Genomic DNA, 22,163 nt, shown 5'->3' on the forward strand with positions numbered 1-22,163 from the left:
CCAACGTTATACGGCCGCCAGATGGCCGGCTTCGCGCATCTTGGCAAGCTTGTAGCGGAGCGTCCGTTCGCTGATTCCCAGCCGCTCCGCAGTCGATTTACGGCTGCCGTTCTGCTCCTTCAGCGTATCCAGAATGATTTTTTCCTCGTGGGTCCGCAGGCCGCCCATCAGCGAGTCGGCGGCGGATGAATCGGGCTCCGGCGAAATTCCGTCGCTGCCGTAGAGATCATCCTCGAACACCAGATCTTCGGGCGCGATGCGACCGCCGGATTGGAGTATCAAGGCTCTTTGAATCGAGTTGTCCAACTCCCGCACGTTACCCGGCCATCGGTAGGCCGACAGCCGATCGGCCGCTTCCTTGCTCAGTTCAGGTAACGGTTTGCCGCTACGCCAGTGACGCCGGACAAAGGCTTCCGCCAGCGGAACAATGTCTTCCTTCCGTTCCCGTAACGGCGGGATGGTCAGCGGAAAGACGCTTAAGCGGTAATAAAGGTCTTCCCTGAAAAGCCCGCGGCTGATCCATTCTTTCGGATTCCGGTTGGTGGTCGCCAATACGCGGATATCCAGTGCGAGCGGCTTGCGTCCGCCGAGACGCTCGACTTCGCGTTCCTGGAGAACCCTGAGCAACTTCGCCTGCAGGGGCAGGTTCATCTCGGATATTTCATCGAGCAGCACGGTGCCGCCTTGAGCCATTTCGAGTTTCCCAGGCACTGTTTGGACCGCTCCGGTGTAAGCGCCTTTCTCGTAGCCGAAAAGCTCCGCCTCGAGCATGTTTTCGGGGATCGCGGCACAGTTTATGGCCACGAAAGGGCCCTTGTGCCGCAGGGAACTCTGATGGATATAGCGAGCCAGAACTTCCTTGCCGGTTCCGCTCTCACCCTGAATGAGCACCGTTGCGTCGGATTTCGCGATCCGTGCCGCCAAGCCTAGCAGCTTTTTCATCGCCGGGCTTTCCGCCACTCGTCCGTCTGTTTTCTCCGGCTTCGGCAGGATACGTCGCGATACCTGCTCGACCAAGGTTTCCGCCGCAAAGGGCTTGACCAGATAGTCGCAGGCTCCTGCCTGCATCGCTTGAACCGCATTTTCGATAGTGCCGTAGGCGGTCATGAGGAGGACCGGAACATCCGGATAGTCCGCTCTGATGCGTTCGAGCAAGCTCAGTCCGTGCAATTTAGGCATCTGCACGTCGCTGATCACCAGTCTTACCTGCGACTCTGCCAATTTGGCGAGCGCCTCCGCGCCATCCCCTGCGGCCATGGTCCGATAACCGGCGATTTCCAAAGTATCCGTCAAGGCCTCCGACAAGGAGGGGTCGTCTTCGACGATCAAAATGTCAGTTTGCTGCATCATCTCCTCCCATAAAGGCGGCACGGCCGGAAAAGTTGCCCGGCAAAGGCGTGCCGCCAGGACTTAAAGGCAGTCGAATACGAAAGGTCGTACCAAAACCCTCCGAGGATTCGCACCAGATTCGCCCGAGATGCGCTTTGACCACGTATTCGGCGATCGCCAACCCGAGTCCGGTGCCGTTGGCTCGGGTTGTGAAAAACGGCTCGAAAATCCGTGCTCTGATGTTTTCGGCTATCCCAGGACCGTTGTCCGACACGCTGATGTCCAGATATCGAGGCTCGCGCCGATCCGCCACGACCGTTACGCTGCCCTCGCCGCCCACGGCGTCCACGGCGTTGCTGACCAAGTTGATCAGTATGCCCAGGAGCGCGTCGCCGTTGCCGTGCAGATCGTCTTCGTCGGACCGGTTGGCAACCGTGAAACGTATCGGTTTGCCCTGCATCAACGGCTCACAGTTTTCCATGAGCTTGGTCATGAGCTCGCTGATCGAAAACCGCTCCTTGGCCAAGGTTCCCATCCGGGCGAAGGTCAGCATATCGTTGACCTGACGCTCCAAGTGGTGGAGCCGCTCGGTCAGCTTGGCTGCAAATTTCGAGCGGTGGGAAACGTCAAGATCGGATTTTGCGAGATGAGAGGCGTAGAGCAGCGCGGTTGCCAAAGGCGTGCGCACCTGATGGGCAAGGCTCGCCACCATTTCCCCCAGTGCCGAGAGTCGCCTTTGATGATCCGCCCACTCCTGGAGAGAGCGCATTTCCGTTACGTCCGTAAGGAGCACGATTTGCCCCGGTTCATCGCCGAGCGGGCTGAGGGTAAGGCTTATGGTTTTTCCATCGGGCAAGAGTCTTTGGTGGGGGTTTTCGACGATCGGCAAGGCATTCAGGACGTCGCGCCACATCCGTCCCAAAAGCGGTTCGCCGAGAAACAGCCCGGCAACCGGGTTGTACTCTACGATCAGACCGCGACCGTCGATCACGACCACGCCGCCCGGCAGAGTCTTCAGGAGTAATTGTAGGCGGTTGGCCAATAACTCTTTTTCGGCCAAGGTTTTCAGTCGCTCGCTTCGGGCAGCCGCGAGCTCTTCGCTGAGACGCGCGACTTGGGCTTCGAGGTCGAGGTAGGACTGGGTCAGATTCTCGGAAAGCGCATTGAATACCTGGAAGGCATCCTGCAAGCGCTGGGCATTGTCGAAAATTTGGTTGACCAAGGGAGCGCCGAGTCCGGTAAAAGTTGAACCTGACCGGCGAGAAGCAATCAAAGTGCCACTTTGTTGCCCCATAAAAACAATGGCTTGGACGGCCTCCTTTTGGAGGGACGTCAAATTACCGTCGTCTCTTCTCCCCGCAAGCCGTATTTGCGCAACTTCTCGACCAAAGTCGTGCGGCGCATTTTGAGAAGATTGGCGGCGTGGGCCACGACGCCGTTACACTCGTCCAGGGCCTGCTTGATCAACTCGCATTCCAGATTGTTCAAATGCTCGCGCAAGTCCAAACCTTCTCCCGGCAAGCGGGCAAGGACGAGTCCATCGGTAGCGGATACACTTTCGGCGTTCGGCTCGCGCCTGAGCGTGGCGTCTTCCGGTTTGACATACTGTTGGAATTTTTCCGGCAAATCTGCCGCATCGACGACGCCGTTTGGAAATAATATCGCCAGACGCTCGATCAAATTGGCCAGTTCACGTACGTTTCCTGGCCAATGGTACCGCTGCAAAACCCGAAGAGCGGCCGGCGTAAGCCGCATGTCTCCCCGCTTTTCGGCTTTGAGACGGGCGGTAAGATCCTCGACCAGAGTCGGTACGTCTTCCAGTCGCTCGCGCAGCGACGGTACATCGATCGGAAAGACATTGAGACGGTAATAAAGATCTTCCCTAAATCGGTTCCGGCCGATTTCCTCTTCCAGATTGCGGTGAGTCGCCGCGATGATGCGTACGTCGCACTGAATGGTCCTATTGCTGCCTACCCTCTCGAAGCAGCGCTCCTGCAAGACTCGCAGCAACTTTACCTGCATCGACAGGGGCATGTCCCCGATTTCATCCAAAAACAGCGTGCCGCCTTCGGCCATTTCGAAACGTCCTTGGCGGGAACTGAGCGCCCCGGTGAAAGCGCCCTTCTCGTGACCGAAAAGCTCGCTTTCCAGCAGCTCACCCGGTATGGCGCCGCAATTCACGGGTACGAACGGCTTGCTTCGGCGGGCGGAGTAATAATGTAAGTTGCGAGCGATAACCTCTTTGCCGGTGCCCGACTCGCCTAAGATCAGAACCGTTGCGTCGGACGGAGCGACTTGCTGAATGAGTTTGCGCGTGCGTTGGACGGCTGCGCTGGCGCCGGTCAAGCTGCGAAACAACTCCGAAGGACGGACGTTGACCACTTCCGGCGCTCCCCGGCTGATCTTTTCGAGGCAGGCGCTCAACGTCGCGTGATTGGTCGGCCAGGCCAATACGGCGGAAGCTCTGTTTTCCAGCCCGGCCGGCAAAGGTCTTGTCGGCGACTTATCCATTACTAGGACAAGCGGCGCCTGCCTGTAAAGCTCCACGATCCGCAAAACCACCTTTTCGATGTCGTCGTCCACGCCGACGAAGATTGCGTCGAATTCCGGTTCAGTTTCGTCTCTGAGGGTATCCAAATCGCATGCGATGACCTCACAATCAAGGAACCTAAGAATAATCCTCAGTTCGGTCAACAAGGCGCTATCGCTTTGGAGTAATAAAATTCGGCGCAAGCCCATCTAGTTTGCTCTCCAATGGCCCGACCCTGAAACGTGAGTCGACCGGTTCGGATGGTATGGTAAATATGCAACAACAAACGGCTTGAAAGTTTAGCCGTCAAAATATCGTCGTCAACAGAACGTTTTTTAGGCGAACATCGAAATGCATCAATTCAGCGAGCGGGAAATAGCGATATAAGCTATTTTTTATTTATTTGAAAAAAGCCGAGTCGCCGATTAGCGACACAAATATTAACGTGACGCGAACGAGACAAGGGAATAGCATGTATACTTTTGACAACAATCGACTTTATGTATCAAGGCGAGCTTTTTAATGGCCAAATTAACGCTCACATTCAGAGGCAAGTCACTCCAGGCCATCACGCTTAGGCCGGGCGAGATCAGCATAGGTCGCGATCCGTCCAATCTCTTGCATATCGATAGTCTGGCCGTTGCGCCCCAACACGCGATTATCGAGTCCACGCCCGAACAAAATATCATTCGCGAAGTCGATAGCGAGTTTCCTGTTTTCGTCAATGACAAAAAGATCGCCGAACATGCGCTCGGTCACGGCGACCGAATTACCGTCGGCAAACATGTGATTTTCTTCACCAAGGAAGAGATCTTCAGATCGGAGAGGCAAGCGGACGCCGAGTCGGAACCGGAAGTCTGGACAGACGCCGATGCCAAATTTTTCAATGGCAGCTTGCAGGTGTTGAACGGACGGCAGATCGGGCTGGTGATACCATTGAAGAAATCTTTGGTTCGTCTCGGAAAAGAAGGCTCCGGCGTGGTCATCATCGCCAAGCGCAAGAGCGGGTATTTTATTTCGCCTTTGGCGGACGGCACCTCGCTGACCATCAACGACAAGCCCGTAAAGGATCAGGCCGTGCTCTTGAACGACGGCGATCTCATCAAGGTCAATGAATCCCTAATGCAATTCTTTCAAGAGTAACCGCACGGAGCTGCTTAATGTCCAGCATCAGGCGTTCGGAAAAACGCCATTTTCATCGTATAGCTCATGACGCGCCCGCCACGCTATTTCATAAAGATGACAGCTTTCCCTGCAAAATCCTGGACCTTTCGCTCAAGGGCTGTCTGATCGAGCTCGATGCGGACCGGCCCCTTGATCCAGACTATATCTACGAACTTCGCATCGATCTGAGCGGGACGGTTCGCATCTTGATGGGCGTTTCCTTAGCCCACCGCAGCGGAACGAAGATCGGCCTCGTGTGCCAACGTACGGATCTGGACAGCATTTCCGCGCTGAAGAGGTTGGTCGAACTCAATCTGGGCGACGAGGAACTGCTCGAGCGAGATTTACAGGCGCTGGCGTCGAGCTCGGACCATTAATCCTCTGTACTACAGCCGCAGTTGTTGGTCTAACGAGGCATGGTACTCGACTGAGGAGGCCACCATGAGGGCTTACCTGGTGAAACCGTTGGCCGACCCGGAGGCGGTGCTGATGGTGGACGAGACGGGCTCTCTGAAGAATGGCATCCACTCGGTTGGCGTGAAGCGGCAATACAGCGACACGGCCGGTCGCATCGAGAACAGCCAGACACGTCTTGGCCTAGTCAAGCTGGTGGCACCGGCATCAGTGGAGCGCCGGCAGTGCCATTACCGACGCCGCTGTCGCGGTCATCCACCATAACTGCGGCTGTAGTACTAGACGTCGGACGAAAAGTCGGCCCCGGAAAACTAAAATCGAATTGGGAACCGGACCATATCAACGCCTTCCTTGGCGTCATTTTGGCGGCTGATTGACAAAACCAGAATAAGCCGGATATGGATTTTTCGTGAGTCAGCGACTATGAAAATCTTCTTTTCAAGCCGGGGCACGCCGTACGGTCAGTTTTTTATCTGACGTCGGGTTTCGGCCGTCTAAGTAAACATCCACAAATCTGCGGCCACTAACGAAAGTCCGGCCTACTCAGATCGGCTGCGCCGCCTGCTGTTTCTGCACAATGTACAGAAGATTGCTGTACCTGGAGCTAAGGGCGCCAAAGGACAAAATGCTGCCTACTACCTTTATGGAGTGGATCAGCAGCCGAAAGACACCTTTGCCGGGTCTCATGTAGCCGTCGCCGTATTCCGCCAGGACGGTAAAGTCATTTTTCTTACAAAAGTCCCATATGCCGCGCCGTGAAACCACCGGATCGTAATGAACCGGATAGGGTTCATAGCCCGGTTTGCCAGCGTTCCGGAAACCCAGGAAAATGCGGTAATAAAGCACATGAAACCAATGCGGTGTCATGCGGGTTATAAACCCATGAACGGAATGGGGGTCTGGTATGCGAATAACGATGATTCCGCCGGGCTTGACCCATCGGCTGAGGTTGTTTAGTACCTGCTCTGCGCCCTTAATGTGCTCGAGGACATACGAGCTGTAGATCACATCGTAGTGATGCTCGGGAAGTTGTACCGAGCGTAGGTCTCCTTCAACCGCTATATCGAGATCGCCGATATCGTCCTTTCTCATCTTTAGCGCGGCTGCGTCGAGGTCAACGCCGGTTAATACATATTCGACCCCGTTAAGATTCAATTGCCATCTCCGGCCACAACCCGCTTCCAGTATCTCCAGCGGCTTCGCGGAAGTCGATTGTGCCTTGATGTAGTCTACGATTACTTCGCACTCTTTTTCTCGACTCTGAATCAGGTCCATTTTGTCACTCCTAAGTAGTTGCCCGATGTGAAATCGCCTCCAAAAACCGACATTGAATCTGAACCCGGACAATATATGAGGTCTTTCGCCGCGTCAAATTCAGTGTTTAATCGGGAAATCTGAATAATCCGGATATCGGTTTTTCTCGGACTGACGGCTTTAAAATCGTCCGTTTCGAGCTGGGCTACAGGAGTGTGGTCAGGTCAGGTTTTTTTATGTTTGATTTTGATTTCGACTCCTTGCGTTTTACCAAGCCGCGCCGCATAAAGAAATCTGAAGCGAATTGCAAAAGTCCGACCGTCCGGCTTCGGTAGTGCTTGATCGACCGAGTCGATACCGGCCTCGGATATGGGCTGGTTTACTCTTACACTCGCAATGTCCGACATTGACAGCCTACCTCCCTGGGCGCATCGTTTCCCAAATCGGCTAGCGCTATGGCGAGCCGGCAGGAGACGGTCCGGTCTTTTCGGAAATTGCCAATCCTGCCGGAGCACCAGAACAGCGGCGAACCGCCGGTCGAGGAAACGCTGAGAGCAAGCATAGCCTGGATGAAACGAAGTAGCATCCAGGGCTTATGCCGTCTCGTTCATCGACCACTCCTCCTGGATTCCGTTTCACTCCATCCAGGCTACGTGCTGAATCGCAGATTTCGGGAACTAATGAATTCCACCCATGATCTGCTTTAAGCCGGTTCTCCTGAGAAAGCAAAGGAACTCCTCGGCTCTAGGAGCGTTCGTTATTAATCAGGCCCGTAAATACCCTCCTGGTATTTCGGGCCGCCGCCCAGGCCGGTACACGCCCGGCCTGGGCTCACGCGGCTTGTCGCCGCGCCGGGGCATCCCTGCCCCGGATTAACCCGGCCTATATTTATAGGCCGGGTTAATAGTATCTTGGTGAGGTCAGCCGGTAGGACGAAGTGAGGAACGACAAATCGGCAGGATTGATGAAAAGTATCCCTGTTTTCCACCCTACCGGGCGCGTCGCGTCCCAATTCTCTCCTGGAGGATTTGTGCCGATCTGCACGGCGGAACAGCCCCCCAGTGTGCGGACAGGGATGGTCCGGCACGAGCCGCATCGTTCTCGATCACAATGCGGCCAGGGCATCGCGCAGACTTCTTACCGGCACGATCTCCAAATTCTTGATGCCCCCTTTCGCGACATTCTTGGCGGGCGCCAAGGCATGGGTGAACCCGTGTTTTGCGGCCTCCTTGAGCCTTTCCTCGCCGTTTTGAACCGGCCTGACCTCGCCATTGAGTCCCAATTCCCCGAATACCACCCAGTCCTTCGGAATGGGACGGTCCCGGTAGCTGGACACGACCGCCAAGGCCACCGCCAGATCGCCCGCGGTTTCGGTAAGGCGCAGCCCGCCCACCATATTGACGAAAACATCCTGGTTGAACAAAGGGATTCCACCGTGCCTATGGAGCACCGCCAACAGCATGGCCAGCCGATTTTGTTCCATGCCCACGGCGACCCGGCGGGGTGACGGCGAATGGGACTCATCGACCAAGGCTTGAACTTCCACCAGAAGAGGCCGGCTGCCTTCGCGCATCACCATCACGACGCTGCCGGGAGCGTCTTCCTCGCCGCGCGACAAGAATAGCGCCGACGGATTGCGCACCTCTCTGAGCCCGGTCTCGGTCATGGCGAATACGCCAAGCTCGTTGACCGCCCCGAAGCGGTTCTTGAACGCCCGAATAACCCGGAACCGGCTGCTCGAATCGCCCTCGAAATAAAGCACGGTATCCACCATGTGCTCCAGCACGCGGGGGCCCGCCAGGGCGCCTTCCTTGGTGACATGACCGACGAGGAATACGGTCGTCGGCGTCTGCTTGGCATATCGAACCAATTGTGCAGCACACTCCCTCACCTGAGCCACGGAGCCCGCCGCCGATTGCAGAATTTCGCTGAACGTGGTTTGGATCGAATCGATGACCAGAACGTCCGGCCGGGCCTCCGATGCAACGGCCAAGATCCGCTCCAGCGAGGTTTCGGCAATGATCTGCACGCCGGCGCAAGACAGTTGCAGCCGCTTGGCGCGAAGGCTTACCTGCCTTATGGATTCTTCGCCGGTCACATAGAGCACCCGCTGGCGTTCGCTCAAGGTAGCGAGGGTTTGCAGCAAGAGGGTCGATTTGCCGATACCGGGATCGCCGCCGATCAGGATGGCGGAACCTGTGACCAGTCCGCCGCCCAAGACTCTGTCGAATTCTTCGATGCCGGTCGGCGTTCTGAAAATTTCTTCCGCTTCGACCTCCGCGAGCGAGACGGGAGACGCGCGTTCGGAGGCCCCTGCATAGCCCGAGAAGCGCGAGGCGGACGGCGCCACCCGATCCTCCACGCCTTCCACCATCGAATTCCAGGAATTGCAGGCCGGACACTGTCCGGACCACTTGGTTTGAGCGTGCCCGCACTCGGTACAGCGAAACACGATCTTCCGGTCTTTGGTACGGCTTACGGCCACGGTTTACCCCCGCTGACCAAAGCGTTCACATCCTGCCGAAAATGCACCGTCACCGCATCGAAGCCGATCTCGCGCATGGCGCCCAAACCCTTATCGAGAGGCATGACGTGATCGGGAGATTCGTCGCTGAAAAGGTGAACGATCCACTGTTCCAAAAGGTCGATGCGGTTAAGCTCGGTAAACGTACGGAAGTATTGCCTTACCTCTTCCTGAGTCGACTGCAGATGGGTCAGGGAATCGTCCAGGGCATAGCGATCGCCGTTGACGAATACCCCTCCCGGCTTTAGAACGCGAAAGATTTCTTCGAGCACTCGGACACGATAGCTATTCAGAAAGTTGTGCAGCGTATAGGCCGAGGCGGCGACGTCTATGCTTGCCGACGGCACTCCCTGTAGATAGGACAGAGCATCGTTTTCGACCAGTCGCAGGCGTCCATGCTCCAAAACGCCGGCCAGATTCCGACGCGCTTGGCTCAACATGGTGGATTCGTTGTCGACCGCAGTAATCATCGCATCGGATCGTGCGCGGATGAGATTCATAGTCGTCACGCCGGTGCCGCAGCCGAGTTCAAGCAAATTTAACGATTCCGTCGAAACCTTGGGCGTCCAGCCGGCCACGAACTCGCCGACTCGCCGGCTCATGTCGGCCGCCGCGGGACAAATCCGCTTTAGCATTTCGTATTCTTCCCCGATCGGGCCGGAAAAAAGTTTTTCAGCAGTCACTTCATTCATGATCGATCATTAAGAGTTACAAATTAAGCATCGGTTCACGGTCGATAAACAATGCGGTAAATCGCCCCGGCCTTATCGTCCGATACCAATAGCGCTCCATCGGGCATTTCCAAGACATCCACCGGTCGGCCGAGGACTTCGCCGTTGGGCCGCAACCAGCCTTCCGCGAAAATCTTGTCGTTGACGGGTTTTCCCCCGCGGAATTCGACCATCACGACCCGATAGCCGACGGGCGCACTTCGATTCCATGAACCGTGCTGGGCGACGAAAAGCTGGCCCCGATATTCGGCCGGAAATTGCTTGCCGGTGTAAAAGCGCATGCCGAGCGGTGCGACGTGGGCCGGATACGTCCACGCGGGCGACTCGAATTCGGCGCAGGATTTCCCTTTGCCGAAAGACGGATCGACGATGTCCTTGCCATGGCAATGCGGAAATCCGAAATGCAGCCCCGGTTTCGGCGCATGATTCAGCTCATCGGGCGGCACGTCGTCGCCCATCCAGTCGCGTCCGTTCTCGTTCAACCACAGTTCTTTCGTTTCCGGATGCCAGTCGAAACCGACGGTATTGCGGATGCCGCGAGCATAAATTTCGAAGTTCGAGCCGTCCTTGTCCAATCGCGTCAGCGTCGCGTAAATGTCTTTTTCGGAAAGGCAGACATTGCAGGGAGCGCCCACGGGGGCATAAAGCTTCCCGTCCGGTCCCACTCGCAGATATTTCCAGCCGTGGTGCACATCCTCGGGATAGCGGTCGAAGACGATCTCCGGCTTGGGTGGGTTCGATACCTGCCGCCCGATGTCCTTGAACCTCAGAATGCGCGGAATCTCCGCAACATACAGGTCGCCATCGACATAAGCGATGCCGTTCGGCATGTTCAAGTTCTCGGCCAGCACCTGGACCTGATCGGCTTTGCCATCGCCGTCCCGATCGCGCACTGCGTAAACCTTGCCCTCCTCCATGCTGCCTACATATACGGTACCGTCGTTCCCCAAAGCCAAAGACCTGGCGTTGGGCGTCTGATCGGTGTAGAGCGCGATTCGAAAACCGGGAGGGAGCTTGATCTCGCTCAACAGCGCTTCGGCCCGGACTTCGGCGCAGACCGTCAAACCGAGCGCACACGCCGCGAGCTTCAGCCAAGAATGTTCTCTTACGTCCATACGTCTCCCTCAATGAGCTGAAAGATTCATGAAAGGCTTGGAGGGCAAAATTGTGTTTACGGCGAACGACTTGATTTTTAATGCTTCGCCTCCAAATATGGTAACACCCACGATTTCCATAGGTGACCGACAATCATGCGCATATTTCTCTTTCTGCTCACTAACGCCGCGGTACTGCTTCTGATCAGCATCGTTTTCCATATCTTGGGGCTCGGCAACTTTCTCAGCCAGCGCGGCGTTCATCTGAACCTCGACAGCTTGCTCCTGATGTCCGCCATCATCGGCATGAGCGGCTCCTTCATTTCGCTGATGATGTCCAAATGGATGGCCAAACAATCCATGGGCGTCTACGTGATCGAGCAACCGACCAATCAAACCGAGCGCTGGCTGGTCGACACTGTCCGGCGCCACGCGCAGCAGGCCGGCATCGGCATGCCCGAGGTAGGGATTTTCGATTCCCCGGAGCCCAATGCGTTCGCGACCGGCATGAACAAGAACGATGCTCTCGTCGCCGTCAGCACCGGTCTTATGCACCACATGAATGCCGATGAAGTGGAAGCCGTTTTGGGACACGAGATCAGCCACGTGGCCAACGGCGATATGGTCACCCTGGGCCTTATTCAGGGCGTAGTGAATACGTTCGTCTACTTCTTCGCCTCCATCGCAGGCCATCTCATCGACCGGGTGGTGTTCCGCTCGGAAGATGACCGTGGCGGGTATGGACCGGCCTATTATTTGACGCAAATTGTGGCGCAAATATTCCTCTCCATCCTGGCGACGATGGTTGTCATGTGGTTCTCCCGCTGGCGCGAGTTTCGCGCCGATGCCGGCGGCGCGCGCCTGGCCGGTCAGAACCGGATGATCGGAGCCCTGAGGGCCTTGCAGCGAGCCCATGACCATAGAGATTTGCCCGGCGAGTTCGCTGCGTTTGGAATCAACGGCGGTTTAGGCTACGGCTTCAAGAAACTCTTCATGAGCCATCCTCCGCTGGAGGAGCGTATCGCCGCTCTGCAGAATCTGCGCTAACGTAAAGCGCCCTTGCCGCCCGCCCGAGAACCCCATCCGGGCGGGCTTTTTTATCGATTGACCACGGGACTACATCCATGAGCATCGAATGGTCGGACCTACTGAGCGAAAGCGAGGCTACCGCCGATTTTCGGGCAAAGGGCGAAGGATCGGCGTTTTGCGGTTTGGCCGATTTAGGCTTGTTGCGGGTTTCCGGCGTCGATGCGGAGACTTTTCTGCAAGGCCAATCGACTTGCGATATCGCCAGCCTTGGGTTCGACGAATCCGGACTCGGAGCTTTTTGTAATCCCAAGGGCCGCGTCATAGCGAGCTTCCGTGTCCTTCGCCGCGTCGAAGGTTATTACCTCTTTGTGCCGGCCGATTTGGTGGAGGCGATACACAAGCGCCTTCGCATGTATGTGCTGCGCTCGAAAGTTTCCATAGAAAATCTGACGCCGCACTGGGGATTCATCGGGCTTTTCCGGCGCGGCTCCGGGCTTCTCGATGGCCAGGGCGGCGACGTGCTGGCGGTCCGCGTCGACCAAAGCTCCGCGCGCATTCTGATTGCCGCACCGAACGAGACCGCCAAGCGACTCTGGGAAGGTCTCCTGTCGTCATCGGATTACAGCCTGGTCAGTTCCGGTGCGTGGCGCTTGAAGGAAATCGAAGACGGTCTTCCGAGCGAAACGCAGGTGACCAGCGAGGAATTCCTCCCGCAGATGCTCAATCTCGATATTCTAGGCGGCGTCAGCTATCGCAAGGGTTGCTATACCGGGCAGGAGGTCGTGGCACGGACGCACTTTCTCGGGCACCTGAAACGACGGATGTTTCGTCTTCGAACGATCAGCGAGCACGAGCCCAAGCCCGGCGATCCGCTCTATCAGTCCGGCGAAGCCGATGGGCAGCGGGTCGGGCAAGTCGTCGCTGCGGCGCCTGAAGCGGAGCGGAGTTTTCAATTGCTGGCGGTTCTGCCTCTCGACCGCTCTCCAGATGCCGATCTCCGGCTCTTTCGACCCGACGGTCCGGCCGCCGAGTTTCTGACTTTGCCCTATACTTTCGACGTTCCATAACAATAATGCGGATAGAGTTCAGTCAAATATGGACCTAAGAAACGAGCAGGTCTTTCTCGATTACATCAAAGCCGCGATCGAGAACGATAAATTGCAATTGCCCACGATTCCTGAAGTCGCCCTCAAGGTTCGCCAAGCGATCAACAAGGACAACGCGTCGGATGCCGAGATAGCAAAAACGATTTCGTCCGATCCGGCGCTTTCCGCGCGGCTCCTGCAAATCGCCAACAGTCCGCTCTACAGGGCCAGACAGAAAATCGACAATCTTCAAGCCGCCATCACCCGAATGGGACATAACACCATACGCAGTTTGGTGATGAATTTGGCGATGAAGCAAGTTTTCAAACCCACTTCCCTGTTGTTGGAAAGCCGTTTTCACGACATTTGGCAACACAGTCTCAATGTCGCCGCCGTGAGCCGCGCTTTGGCGCTGCGCGCCCGTCCGCTGGATCCCGACCAAGCCATGCTTGCCGGGCTTGTTCATCAGATCGGTAAACTGCCGATCCTCGCGTTGGCGGAAAAGTTTTCCGAACTATTGGAAGATGATGCGGTGCTGGAAAACCACCTCGAGAATTTGCACACCCAGATCGGCAAAATCATCATGGAAACTTGGGGGCTCCCGGACAGTTTGAGTCGTGCGGCCTGGGAATATAGGGATTTCGAGAGAGGCGGCAACCCCGCGCCGGATTATGTGGATCTGGTGCAGGTCGCTTATCTGGAAAGCGTGATGGGCACGAAGGCAGCGCCCGATGTCGACCTTTCGGGCGTCCCGGCCTTCACCAAGCTCGGACTCGATCCCGAAATCGAAGTCCTGGAAATCGAAGGCGTCGCCGCCGAAGTCGAAGAAGCACAGCAACTGTTTGCGTAAGCGCAAAGTAGGTCGGCAATCCTTTGCCGACAAACCCGTTTGTCGACCGATTTTGCGTCGGGAAGGGATTCCCGACCTACATGGCGACACAAGTTCGTAGGCCGGCAATCTTTTGCCGGCGAGTCCGCCATAGCTAGGCGATTCGACTCAAGGCTGATAACGCGGCGCGGACTCCAGCCATTCATGCCATACCGCCATGCCCACGGCCAGAATCACCGGTCCCACGAATAAACCTATGAACCCGAAGCTGGCCAACCCGCCCAAGACTCCGAACATCACGACCACGAACGGAATGCGGGTGGTGCGGCTGATGACCAGGGGGCGGACCAGGTTGTCAATCCAACTCACGACCAAGGTTCCCCAGAGGAACAACACGGCTCCGGCCCAATAGTCTCCGTTCAGCATCAGCCAAAGGCTTGCGGAAACCCAGACCGCTACCGTCCCGAAAGGGATCAGCGCGAAAAACGTGGTGAATGCGGCGAGAAGGACCGGCGCCCTGATGCCGACAATCCAGTACCCTATTCCGGCCATGACGCCTTGGGCTATAGCGGTCAGTACAATGCCGTAAACGACCGCCTTGACGGTCACTTCGGTGGTGGAAAGGTACTCGTCGGCGCGTTCGCCCAGAGCCAGCAACAACCCTTGACGCACCTCATAAATCAACCGGTGCCCGTCGCGGTAAACGAAAAACATCAAGAATACGGTGAAGAAAAGCTTCGCGCCCAGGTAGCCGACGCCTTCCAACATGCCCACGACTCTACCGGAAAGTCCGGTCAGCCAAGGCAATACATACCGGCGCATCAAGCCCTGCAAGTCCTCGAATTGATCGAATATGAACTGTAGCTCGGCGCCGAGAATGGGAATCTTGCTTAACCATTCGGGCAACTCCGGTTTCTGGTCCAGCCAGGCGGGGAGTCGCTGGAAAAACTCGACCATTTCGGCCTGAAGAATAATGGTCAGGCCGATAAACGGAATGATCAGCAAGGCGGCCAAAAGCAAAGTCATGGTAAGCGCGCTGAGGCTGCTCCGTCCTTCCAACAAGCGCGTTAGGCGAACGTGGAGAGGCCATGTCGCATAAACCAAGATCACGGCCCAGCCGATCGGCTGCAGGAAAGCGCTCATGACCTGGAAGATCAAGAACACCAGTACGGTCAAAAAGACGCCTAGCGTGATAAAGCGCAGAACTCTGTCGATGGTTAGTCTCCCCGACGTGATAGAGGCGGTTCCTTTTCCGTCAAACCTGCCTGTTTGGCTGAAGCCATATGCCCAAAAACATTGCGATACTCAGAAGCTCATGTAGGGCGGAATAGCGTACTCGCGTATTCCGCCGTTCCAATCGGCGCATTACGCTAGCGCTAATGCGCCCTACGAAGGCTTCTGATAGCCGCCTTCGCGGCACGATACGCAGAAGCGTTTCTTTTCCCCGTCGAGTCGAAGCGCCGTCAACTCCCCTCCCCACAGGCAGCCGGTATCGATCCCGTAAACATCATCGTCGGCATAAAACCCTAAGGTCGACCAATGGCCGAAAACGATTTCGGCCCCGGCGCTTTTCCGTCCCGGCACCTTGAACCAAGGCATCAGATGAGACGGTTGCGTCCCGGGACCGCCTTTCTCCTTGAAATCGGTACGCCCGTAGCGGTCGCAGTACCGAACGCGCGTAAAACAGTTGGTGATGAAACGCAGCCTGTCCCATCCCTGCAAGGTCTCTGTCCAAAGATCGGGTTGATCGCCGTACATATGCCGAAACAGCTCAACGAAATCATCGCCCTGCAAACAGCTTTCCACCTCCTTGGCATAACGTTCCGCATCCTCCGCACTCCACTGGGGCGGCAAACCGGCGTGAATCAAGTAAAATGCTCCGTCTCGAAACAATAACGGACGGCGGCGCAACCAATCGACGAGGATGTCGCGATCGGGAGCGGTGAGGACATCGGAAAACGTGTCCTTGCGCTTTGTCCTCGACACGCCGTGTGCCACGGCGAGAAGATGCAGGTCGTGATTGCCGAGCACGGTAACGGCCCTGTCCCCCAAGGATCGGATAAACCGTAGAGTCTCCAGAGATTGCGGGCCGCGGTTGACCAAATCGCCCGTGAACCAGAGCCGGTCCTCAGCCGGATCGAAACGGATCTGGTCCAGAAGACGTTGAAGCTCGGCGAAGCAACCCTGTACGTCGCCAATTGCGTATATCGCCATCGATCAGTGCAAGGTTCGCGGAATGGCCAGGGTGAACGACGGTATTTCGGCATCGAAATGCTCACCGTCATCGGCAATCATTTGATATTCGCCTCGCATCGTGCCCACCGGCGTTTCGATCATGGCGGCGCTGGTATAGCGAAAGGATTCGCCCGGAGAAAGATGAGGCTGTTCGCCCACTACCCCTTCCCCGCGGACTTCCTGTATCTTTCCGTGCGCGTCGGTGATGATCCAGTGGCGGGATACCAATTTTGCGGGCACGTCGCCGGCGTTCCGGATGGTGATGGTATAGGCGAACACATAGCGGTTCGTCTCCGGGGAGGATTCGGCTTCCAAATAATCGGTTACGGCGTCGATATCGATACGATACTTGTTGTTCATGGCTTGGACTATGGTTACAGACGATTGTTTTTTTGCCGATAGTTTAAACGGAAGAGAGTTCTTCAAGCACCTTTCGCAACCGCCGATGCCCCGGGTACCAGGCCCAATGCCGTTAAGTTAAGCCGTCATGCCGGCAGGGAAAGGTCGCGACTAAAGCGACCGTTTGCGATTGGAATGCCGGCATCCAGAGTACAGGGATGTGATCCGAGCCGATGCCATCCTTGGCTTCTAGATTCATGCCGCACAGTCCCTGTGCGGCACCCTACGGGCGCTTCGCGTGCAAATCGGCAATCCTGCCGATTTGTCCGGCACAAATTTGCCTGGAGCAAATTTGGACGTGCGGAGCACGGTCCGAAGGACGAGCCCCAGGGAAGGGGCGAGCAATCCATGCCGGAATGACGAGGTGGGGCTTAACTTAACGGCATTGGTAGCAGGCCCCTCACCAGGCGGCGCGTTCCGGACTATCCGGCAATTTCAAAGAATGTCTTTCAGACCAAACCGGTTTTCGCTATGTTAAAAAAAGCCATGCTCGTTCTTGCCCTGCTCGCGTCGACAACCGTTCTGCAAGCGGAAGATCCGAATCAGGCACTGTTCGCCGCGGCCGCATCCGGGCAGCTGGAACGGCTGGATTCGCTGCTCGCCCAGGGCGCGGACGTCAACGGCAAAAACGGCGCCGGCCGCACGCCGCTGATGGCGGCGGCATTTTCGGGCAATGTCCGGGTGATCAGAAAGCTTTTGAGTTTCGGCGCCGATCCCGATGCAGCGGACCAGCGCGGGGTGACCGCGCTCATGGAGGCTGCCGCGCAAGGCTACGAGGATGCCGTCAGGGCGCTGATCGCCGGCGGAGCGGACGTTTCCGCAAAAGAAAATTCAGGACTCACGCTTATCGATCGAGCCAAGAAAAGCGGGCATATGCGGATCGCAGCGATATTGGAACAAGCCGCGATGGTTAAACCCGTCTCGGAAGGCAAAACGGATGACGGAACGTCCGCGAACAAAAACCCGGACAACGTCAAGAAATAACGGACCGAACCTAAGAGGACAGGATCGTGCACATTCATATTTTGGGCATCTGCGGGACATTTATGGGCGGTTTGGCGATCATGGCCAAACAAATGGGCCATCACGTCACCGGCTCCGACCAAAACGTTTATCCCCCCATGAGCACCCAGCTCGAGGAGCAAGGAATCGCGCTCATGAAAGGATACAGCCCGGAGAATCTGGACCCGGCGCCCGACCTGGTCGTGGTAGGCAATGCCATCTCCCGCGGCAATCCGGAAATAGAAGCGGTGCTTAATCGGGGACTCGCCTACACGTCGGGTCCGCAGTGGCTTTATTGCTATGTGCTGAAGAACTCCTGGGTGCTGGCCGTGGCCGGAACGCACGGCAAAACGACCACATCGAGCATGCTCGCCTGGATACTCGAAAGCGCGGGACTCAAGCCCGGCTTTCTGATCGGAGGCGTCCCGCTCAATTTCGGCTTGTCCGCGCGTCTGGGCGACGGCCGGTTTTTCATCGTCGAAGCCGACGAGTACGACACCGCTTTTTTCGACAAACGTTCCAAGTTCGTCCATTACCGACCGCGCACGACAATTCTCAATAACCTGGAATTCGACCACGCCGACATTTTTCCCGACCTCGCCGCAATCCAGCGGCAGTTTCACCACTTGATACGCAGCATTCCGGGAAACGGGCTCATCATCGCTCCGGAGACGGACAAAACCCTGGCCGAAGTCCTGCAAATGGGTTGCTGGACGCCGGTCGAGAAAACGACTTTGGAAGAAAATCCCGAGAACGCCGTTTGGCGTGCTGCTCTGTTGGCACCCGACGGCAGCCAATTCCAGCTTTACCACCAGGGACGGCCCAGCGGCGTCGTGGAATGGAGCCTGACCGGCCGCCACAACGTGATGAACGCGCTTTCCGCCATCGCCGCAGCTCACCATGCCGGCGTAAGCCCCGAAGAGGGCGCGGCCGCGTTGAGCATGTTCAAGAATGTCAGACGCCGACTGGAAGTACGCGCCCGCATCGACGGAATCACCCTTTACGACGATTTCGCCCACCATCCCACCGCCATCGCCACGACGCTCGAAGGCTTGCGCGCGCGTGTCGACAGCGCCCGCATCATCGCCGTGTTGGAACCCAGGTCCAACACCATGCGCATGGGCGTTCACGCCGATACGCTTGCCGATTCCTTGAAGGCTGCCGATCAATCCATCATTTTCCAACCCGAAGACCTCGGTTGGGACGCCGAGCAGGCAATTCAGGGAGCCGAACACATTAGCGTATGCCGCTCGCTGGATTCAATCGTGGAGCGACTGGCGAAAGACGCCCGCCCCGGCGACCATCTGGTTTTCATGAGCAACGGCAGCTTCGGCGGGATTCACAAAAAGGTCGAGGACGCTTTGCGCGCGGCTATGTAATGTACGCACCGCGCGCATTTGCCGCTCAGTGCCAAAACGGCTTGGCCTATCGGAAGTGTAAGGGTAGGAGCCGCAACCGGGTGCGATTCGGATCAATGGTGAGCAACGCACCTTCTTCCAGCTCGGCCGTCATTTGCAACAGGGCATCGCTAACCGGCTTGCCGATTGCGCCCGGGCTGACATCCTCGGCACGAATTTGCACGACGCTGGGTTTCTCGCCGTGGGTTGCCGCAAGAATCGCGCTGAAGTCCAGGTCGTGCGTGAGCACCACGTAGCCGTTAGCCTTGGCGAAGGCCATGATTTCCGCGTCCGGGGCATTGGCTGCGCCCAGTGTAGACCAGTGCGCCGCCTCGAAGCCCGCGTCAGCCAACAGGCTGACCCAGCGCGGTGACAGATTCATGTCGACCAATAACTTCATGCGCTCGCCAGCGTAATTTCCCGTTCTTCCGCACGCCACGCGGCGTAGCGTAGCGCCTGTAGGATATCCTCGCGTTCGAGGTAGGGATAATCCGCGAGGACCTCTTCGATGCTGTGCCCTGCTCCGATTTGGCCGACGATCATACCGACCGTTACCCGCATGCCACGGATGCACGCCTTGCCGCCCATGACGCCGGGTTGCTGAGTAATGCGGTTTAGTGATTCCATGTTCACCTCCTCATCTTAATTTATTGCGAGACTAGGCTATTGAGACCAAATTTCAAGAACTATTTTCGAACATGAACCTATGCGTTGCGCACGTTCCCCGGCTTAAGGTCATGGCGTAGAATGCTGGTCCAGGATTAAATATGCAGAAATCAGTATTGGAATTTACTCCATGAGAACCACGTTATTAACCCGGCCTATAAATATAGGCCGGGTTAATCCGGGGCAGGGATGCCCCGGCGCGGCGACAAGCCGCGTGAGCCCAGGCCGGGCGTGTACCGGCCTGGGCGGCGGCCCGAAATACCAGGAGGGTATTTACGGGCCTGATTAATAGATATCGACGACCGCTTGCTGAGTGAGGCCAATGAACATGTCAGTTTGACTCGTTTGATCGAGGAAGGTCTTTCGATGCGACTGCGCACTTCGCAACGTTCTGGCAAGATGCGCCAGGTATTGACGGTCTACGCCGGACGGGGTGGATTGCGGCCGACGATACGCGACACATTGACCCAGCGCACCCTACTCGAGGCGGCAGATGAAGCGGATTCGGCCCAGTGACGCCCGATGTCAATGTCCTTTTGGCCACCTCTCGGCAGGATCATCCGCACCATCAGTCGGCCCTGGCTTGGCTGGAGATGCCCTAGCAAAAAGCGTCGAAGGGCAATCGTTGGCCATTTTGCCGGTGGTGGCTTCGGGATTCCTGCGCCTAGCCACGCATCCCAAGGTTTTTAGGTTTTTGTGGAGCCTACGCCCCTTGATGCGGCTTTGGCTTTCCTGCGTGCCGTGCTGGATTCGCCAGGGGTGGTCCTACCTTCGTTGGGCGACGAATGGCCAGAGGTCGAGCAATTGCGCGCGCGATACAATCTGACCGGCAATGCGGTCCTGGATGCCTGGATTGCCGATGCAGCGCAAAGCCATCATTTGCACCTGGTGACTTTCGACAAAGGCTTTAAAGGCTTTCGTAAATTGCTGAAGTCCAGCATGGTGACGGTGCTCAAGGCGTGAGGTATCAAGTACACAAATGCGTTCAATACGTTCCCTGCATGGCTTGTGGGTCCGCGATTCTTGGCCGCCCGGTGGGTTTGTAGGATGGGCTCAGATACGACAAATCAGCAGGACGACCGATTACTAGCCTCTTTCCTGACGCTCATCCTTTGGGCTGTGCCTCGCACGTTCCAATCGACCAAAGCCATCTCAGGCTTTGGGCGCAGGGCAAACGTCGTTTACCACATTCGGCTCCCGGCGAATTGGTACGCGGCAAGCAGCGCGAAAAACACCGGACGGGGATTGTGCGGCATGAACCGCACCCGCATGGTTCGCGGTACATGGCTCGTAGATCGGTAATTCTTTGCCGACGACCGTATCTGAAGGCAAATGACCTTAAGGAGCTCTGAACAAGTGGATTCCGTTCATGCCCCTTCGACAGGCTCAGGAGAGCGTTCGACAAGTCTGTCCTGAGCCGACTCGAAGGACTTAATCAGAGCTTCCTTAAGGATCAAGAGCAGCCGTGTAGAGTATGGCACCAGGCTCGCTGCCCCGAACTGGAGGTCCTGGTTACCGTCATTAAAAGTATAAAAAAGGTTCTATAATTATTCTTTTTCTGCTATATCCCCAATATGGCTTTCGAATATGACCAGGACAAAAGCTCTGCTAACAAGCACAAACACGGAATTGATTTCGATGAGGCGCAAACTTTGTGGGACGATCCCGATCTTATCGAGATTCCAGCGAAGACAGTGGACGAACCGCGCTATTTGGTCATAGGCATGATCGGCGGCAAGCATTGGTCAGCGGTCGTCACCTATCGAAACGAGAACATCCGTCTGATTTCCGTCAGGCGCTCCCGGAAAGAAGAGATAGAAATCTATGAAAGCTTCGGATTTTGACGAGAAATTTGATGCAGGCGAGGACGTGACGGCCATGCTCGACCTTGAAAAGGCGCGCCGCCCCGGCCTGGAGCAGAAGCGCGTCAATGTGGATTTTCCCGTCTGGATGGTGCGTTCGCTCGATCGAGAAGCGCATCGGCTAGGTGTGACTCGTCAATCCCTAATCAAGCTCTGGCTAGCGGATAAGTTGCAACACCACTAAGAGCCTACCAGGCCGTTCGCCCTGAGCCTGTCGAAGGGCCTGTCCTGAGCCGAGTCGAAGGGTTTTTGGGACCTACCGGGATAGGCTCCAAGCCGTCGAAGAATAGCCAAATTTGCTTTGAGCCACCGAAAGACTGCCCTGCCTGGTCAATTTGGTACTGGGATTCCTTTGTCACCCCAACCTACGCACTTCCGTCGTTGGGCGACGAATGGCCGGAGGTCGAGCAATTGCCCGCGCGACGCAAAGCCATCATTTGCACCTCGTGACTTTCGACAAAGGCTTTCGTAAATTGCTGAAGTCCAGCATCGTGACGGTGCTCAAAGCATAAGGTATAAGGTACGCCGTGCATACCCCGTATGGCTTGTACGTCGGCAATCCTTTGCCGACAACTGTGTTCGAAGGACACATAATGGTTGTCAGGGTCGAAGTGCAATC

24 protein-coding genes are annotated in these 22,163 nt (G+C 56.7%); 12 read left to right on the top strand and 12 right to left on the bottom strand.

The features are described 5' to 3' along the window. Positions 1–6 precede the first annotated feature (6 nt). The 3 genes from ACR2R1_RS03445 to ACR2R1_RS03455 form a co-directional block, all read right to left on the bottom strand. Entirely contained in the window at positions 7–1,350 is a 1,344-nt protein-coding gene (locus ACR2R1_RS03445; RefSeq protein ID WP_434112666.1) for a sigma-54-dependent transcriptional regulator, read from the bottom strand. Next, positions 1,334–2,551, bottom strand: coding sequence for a sensor histidine kinase (locus tag ACR2R1_RS03450; RefSeq protein WP_245245566.1), 1,218 nt, complete (start codon positions 2,549–2,551; stop codon positions 1,334–1,336). The genes ACR2R1_RS03445 and ACR2R1_RS03450 overlap by 17 nt, the downstream gene beginning before the upstream one ends. 110 nt (positions 2,552–2,661) lie before the next feature. Further along, positions 2,662–4,068 carry a sigma 54-interacting transcriptional regulator gene (locus ACR2R1_RS03455; RefSeq protein ID WP_086134751.1) on the bottom strand — a complete coding sequence of 469 codons (1,407 nt, stop codon included), beginning with the start codon at positions 4,066–4,068 and terminating at the stop codon, positions 2,662–2,664. A gap of 313 nt (positions 4,069–4,381) precedes the next feature. Here ACR2R1_RS03455 and ACR2R1_RS03460 point away from each other — a divergent pair, with 313 nt between their 5' ends. From ACR2R1_RS03460 to ACR2R1_RS03470, 3 genes are read left to right on the top strand one after another with little or no spacing between them, the layout of a single operon-like run. Continuing rightward, complete coding sequence (locus ACR2R1_RS03460) at positions 4,382–5,002, top strand: FHA domain-containing protein (RefSeq protein ID WP_077732538.1); 621 nt, start codon at positions 4,382–4,384, stop codon at positions 5,000–5,002. Between the two features lie 17 nt (positions 5,003–5,019). After that, a complete protein-coding gene (locus tag ACR2R1_RS03465; protein WP_077732537.1) occupies positions 5,020–5,400 on the top strand; it encodes a PilZ domain-containing protein in 381 nt (126 codons plus the stop codon). Positions 5,401–5,404: 4 nt separating this feature from the next. After that, positions 5,405–5,701 carry a transposase gene (locus tag ACR2R1_RS03470; protein WP_276205424.1) on the top strand — a complete coding sequence of 99 codons (297 nt, stop codon included), beginning with the start codon at positions 5,405–5,407 and terminating at the stop codon, positions 5,699–5,701. Positions 5,702–5,980: 279 nt separating this feature from the next. Here ACR2R1_RS03470 and ACR2R1_RS03475 read toward each other — a convergent pair whose 3' ends face one another. The 4 genes from ACR2R1_RS03475 to ACR2R1_RS03490 form a co-directional block, all read right to left on the bottom strand. Continuing rightward, positions 5,981–6,712, bottom strand: coding sequence for a class I SAM-dependent methyltransferase (locus tag ACR2R1_RS03475; RefSeq protein ID WP_086134750.1), 732 nt, complete (start codon positions 6,710–6,712; stop codon positions 5,981–5,983). Between the two features lie 1,084 nt (positions 6,713–7,796). Beyond that, complete coding sequence (radA, locus tag ACR2R1_RS03480; protein WP_434112670.1) at positions 7,797–9,176, bottom strand: DNA repair protein RadA; 1,380 nt, start codon at positions 9,174–9,176, stop codon at positions 7,797–7,799. Beyond that, positions 9,167–9,817, bottom strand: coding sequence for a class I SAM-dependent methyltransferase (locus tag ACR2R1_RS03485; protein WP_434112672.1), 651 nt, complete (start codon positions 9,815–9,817; stop codon positions 9,167–9,169). The genes radA and ACR2R1_RS03485 overlap by 10 nt, the downstream gene beginning before the upstream one ends. 125 nt (positions 9,818–9,942) lie before the next feature. After that, positions 9,943–11,061 (bottom strand): PQQ-dependent sugar dehydrogenase, encoded by a 1,119-nt coding sequence (locus ACR2R1_RS03490; RefSeq protein WP_077732301.1) that lies wholly within the window; start codon positions 11,059–11,061, stop codon positions 9,943–9,945. A gap of 132 nt (positions 11,062–11,193) precedes the next feature. Between ACR2R1_RS03490 and htpX the strand changes: the two genes are divergently transcribed. The 3 genes from htpX to ACR2R1_RS03505 all read left to right on the top strand — a co-directional run bounded on the left by htpX (position 11,194) and on the right by ACR2R1_RS03505 (position 14,004). Continuing rightward, entirely contained in the window at positions 11,194–12,087 is an 894-nt protein-coding gene (gene htpX, locus ACR2R1_RS03495; RefSeq protein WP_434114188.1) for a protease HtpX, read from the top strand. 77 nt (positions 12,088–12,164) lie between these two features. Further along, entirely contained in the window at positions 12,165–13,136 is a 972-nt protein-coding gene (locus tag ACR2R1_RS03500; RefSeq protein WP_434112674.1) for a YgfZ/GcvT domain-containing protein, read from the top strand. Positions 13,137–13,164: 28 nt separating this feature from the next. Beyond that, positions 13,165–14,004, top strand: a complete 840-nt coding sequence (locus ACR2R1_RS03505) for an HDOD domain-containing protein (protein ID WP_077732298.1) — start codon at positions 13,165–13,167, stop codon at positions 14,002–14,004. A 147-nt stretch (positions 14,005–14,151) separates the two neighbouring features. On the opposite strand, the gene ACR2R1_RS03510 is transcribed toward ACR2R1_RS03505, so the two are convergent. From ACR2R1_RS03510 to apaG, 3 genes are all read right to left on the bottom strand, one after another. After that, a complete protein-coding gene (locus tag ACR2R1_RS03510; protein ID WP_347258419.1) occupies positions 14,152–15,159 on the bottom strand; it encodes an AI-2E family transporter in 1,008 nt (335 codons plus the stop codon). A gap of 210 nt (positions 15,160–15,369) precedes the next feature. Next, positions 15,370–16,197, bottom strand: a complete 828-nt coding sequence (locus ACR2R1_RS03515; RefSeq protein ID WP_347258420.1) for a symmetrical bis(5'-nucleosyl)-tetraphosphatase — start codon at positions 16,195–16,197, stop codon at positions 15,370–15,372. Between the two features lie 3 nt (positions 16,198–16,200). Further along, a complete protein-coding gene (apaG, locus tag ACR2R1_RS03520) occupies positions 16,201–16,578 on the bottom strand; it encodes a Co2+/Mg2+ efflux protein ApaG (protein WP_077732294.1) in 378 nt (125 codons plus the stop codon). 510 nt (positions 16,579–17,088) lie between these two features. On the opposite strand from apaG, the gene ACR2R1_RS03525 reads away from it, so the two are divergent. Beyond that, positions 17,089–17,601 carry an ankyrin repeat domain-containing protein gene (locus ACR2R1_RS03525; protein ID WP_077732293.1) on the top strand — a complete coding sequence of 171 codons (513 nt, stop codon included), beginning with the start codon at positions 17,089–17,091 and terminating at the stop codon, positions 17,599–17,601. Between the two features lie 26 nt (positions 17,602–17,627). Continuing rightward, positions 17,628–18,998, top strand: coding sequence for a UDP-N-acetylmuramate:L-alanyl-gamma-D-glutamyl-meso-diaminopimelate ligase (gene mpl, locus ACR2R1_RS03530; RefSeq protein ID WP_347259266.1), 1,371 nt, complete (start codon positions 17,628–17,630; stop codon positions 18,996–18,998). A gap of 46 nt (positions 18,999–19,044) precedes the next feature. Here the strand turns inward: mpl and ACR2R1_RS03535 are convergent, their stop codons facing one another. Further along, positions 19,045–19,416: a DUF5615 family PIN-like protein gene (locus ACR2R1_RS03535; RefSeq protein WP_077732291.1), complete on the bottom strand. Its 372-nt coding sequence runs from the start codon at positions 19,414–19,416 to the stop codon at positions 19,045–19,047. Next, positions 19,413–19,643 carry a DUF433 domain-containing protein gene (locus ACR2R1_RS03540; protein WP_077732290.1) on the bottom strand — a complete coding sequence of 77 codons (231 nt, stop codon included), beginning with the start codon at positions 19,641–19,643 and terminating at the stop codon, positions 19,413–19,415. The genes ACR2R1_RS03535 and ACR2R1_RS03540 overlap by 4 nt, the downstream gene beginning before the upstream one ends. Before the next feature lie 405 nt (positions 19,644–20,048). On the opposite strand from ACR2R1_RS03540, the gene ACR2R1_RS03545 reads away from it, so the two are divergent. From ACR2R1_RS03545 to brnA, 4 genes are all read left to right on the top strand, one after another. Next, positions 20,049–20,198, top strand: a complete 150-nt coding sequence (locus ACR2R1_RS03545) for a hypothetical protein (protein ID WP_434112678.1) — start codon at positions 20,049–20,051, stop codon at positions 20,196–20,198. Positions 20,199–20,378: 180 nt separating this feature from the next. Continuing rightward, complete coding sequence (locus tag ACR2R1_RS03550; RefSeq protein ID WP_434112680.1) at positions 20,379–20,645, top strand: PIN domain-containing protein; 267 nt, start codon at positions 20,379–20,381, stop codon at positions 20,643–20,645. Between the two features lie 611 nt (positions 20,646–21,256). Then, a complete protein-coding gene (locus ACR2R1_RS03555) occupies positions 21,257–21,526 on the top strand; it encodes a BrnT family toxin (protein ID WP_086134743.1) in 270 nt (89 codons plus the stop codon). Continuing rightward, a complete protein-coding gene (gene brnA / locus ACR2R1_RS03560) occupies positions 21,507–21,728 on the top strand; it encodes a type II toxin-antitoxin system BrnA family antitoxin (protein WP_077732287.1) in 222 nt (73 codons plus the stop codon). The genes ACR2R1_RS03555 and brnA overlap by 20 nt, the downstream gene beginning before the upstream one ends. The last annotated feature ends 435 nt before the right edge of the window (positions 21,729–22,163 follow it).

The organism is Methylocaldum sp. GT1TLB (assembly GCF_051027445.1).
GTDB lineage: Bacteria > Pseudomonadota > Gammaproteobacteria > Methylococcales > Methylococcaceae > Methylocaldum.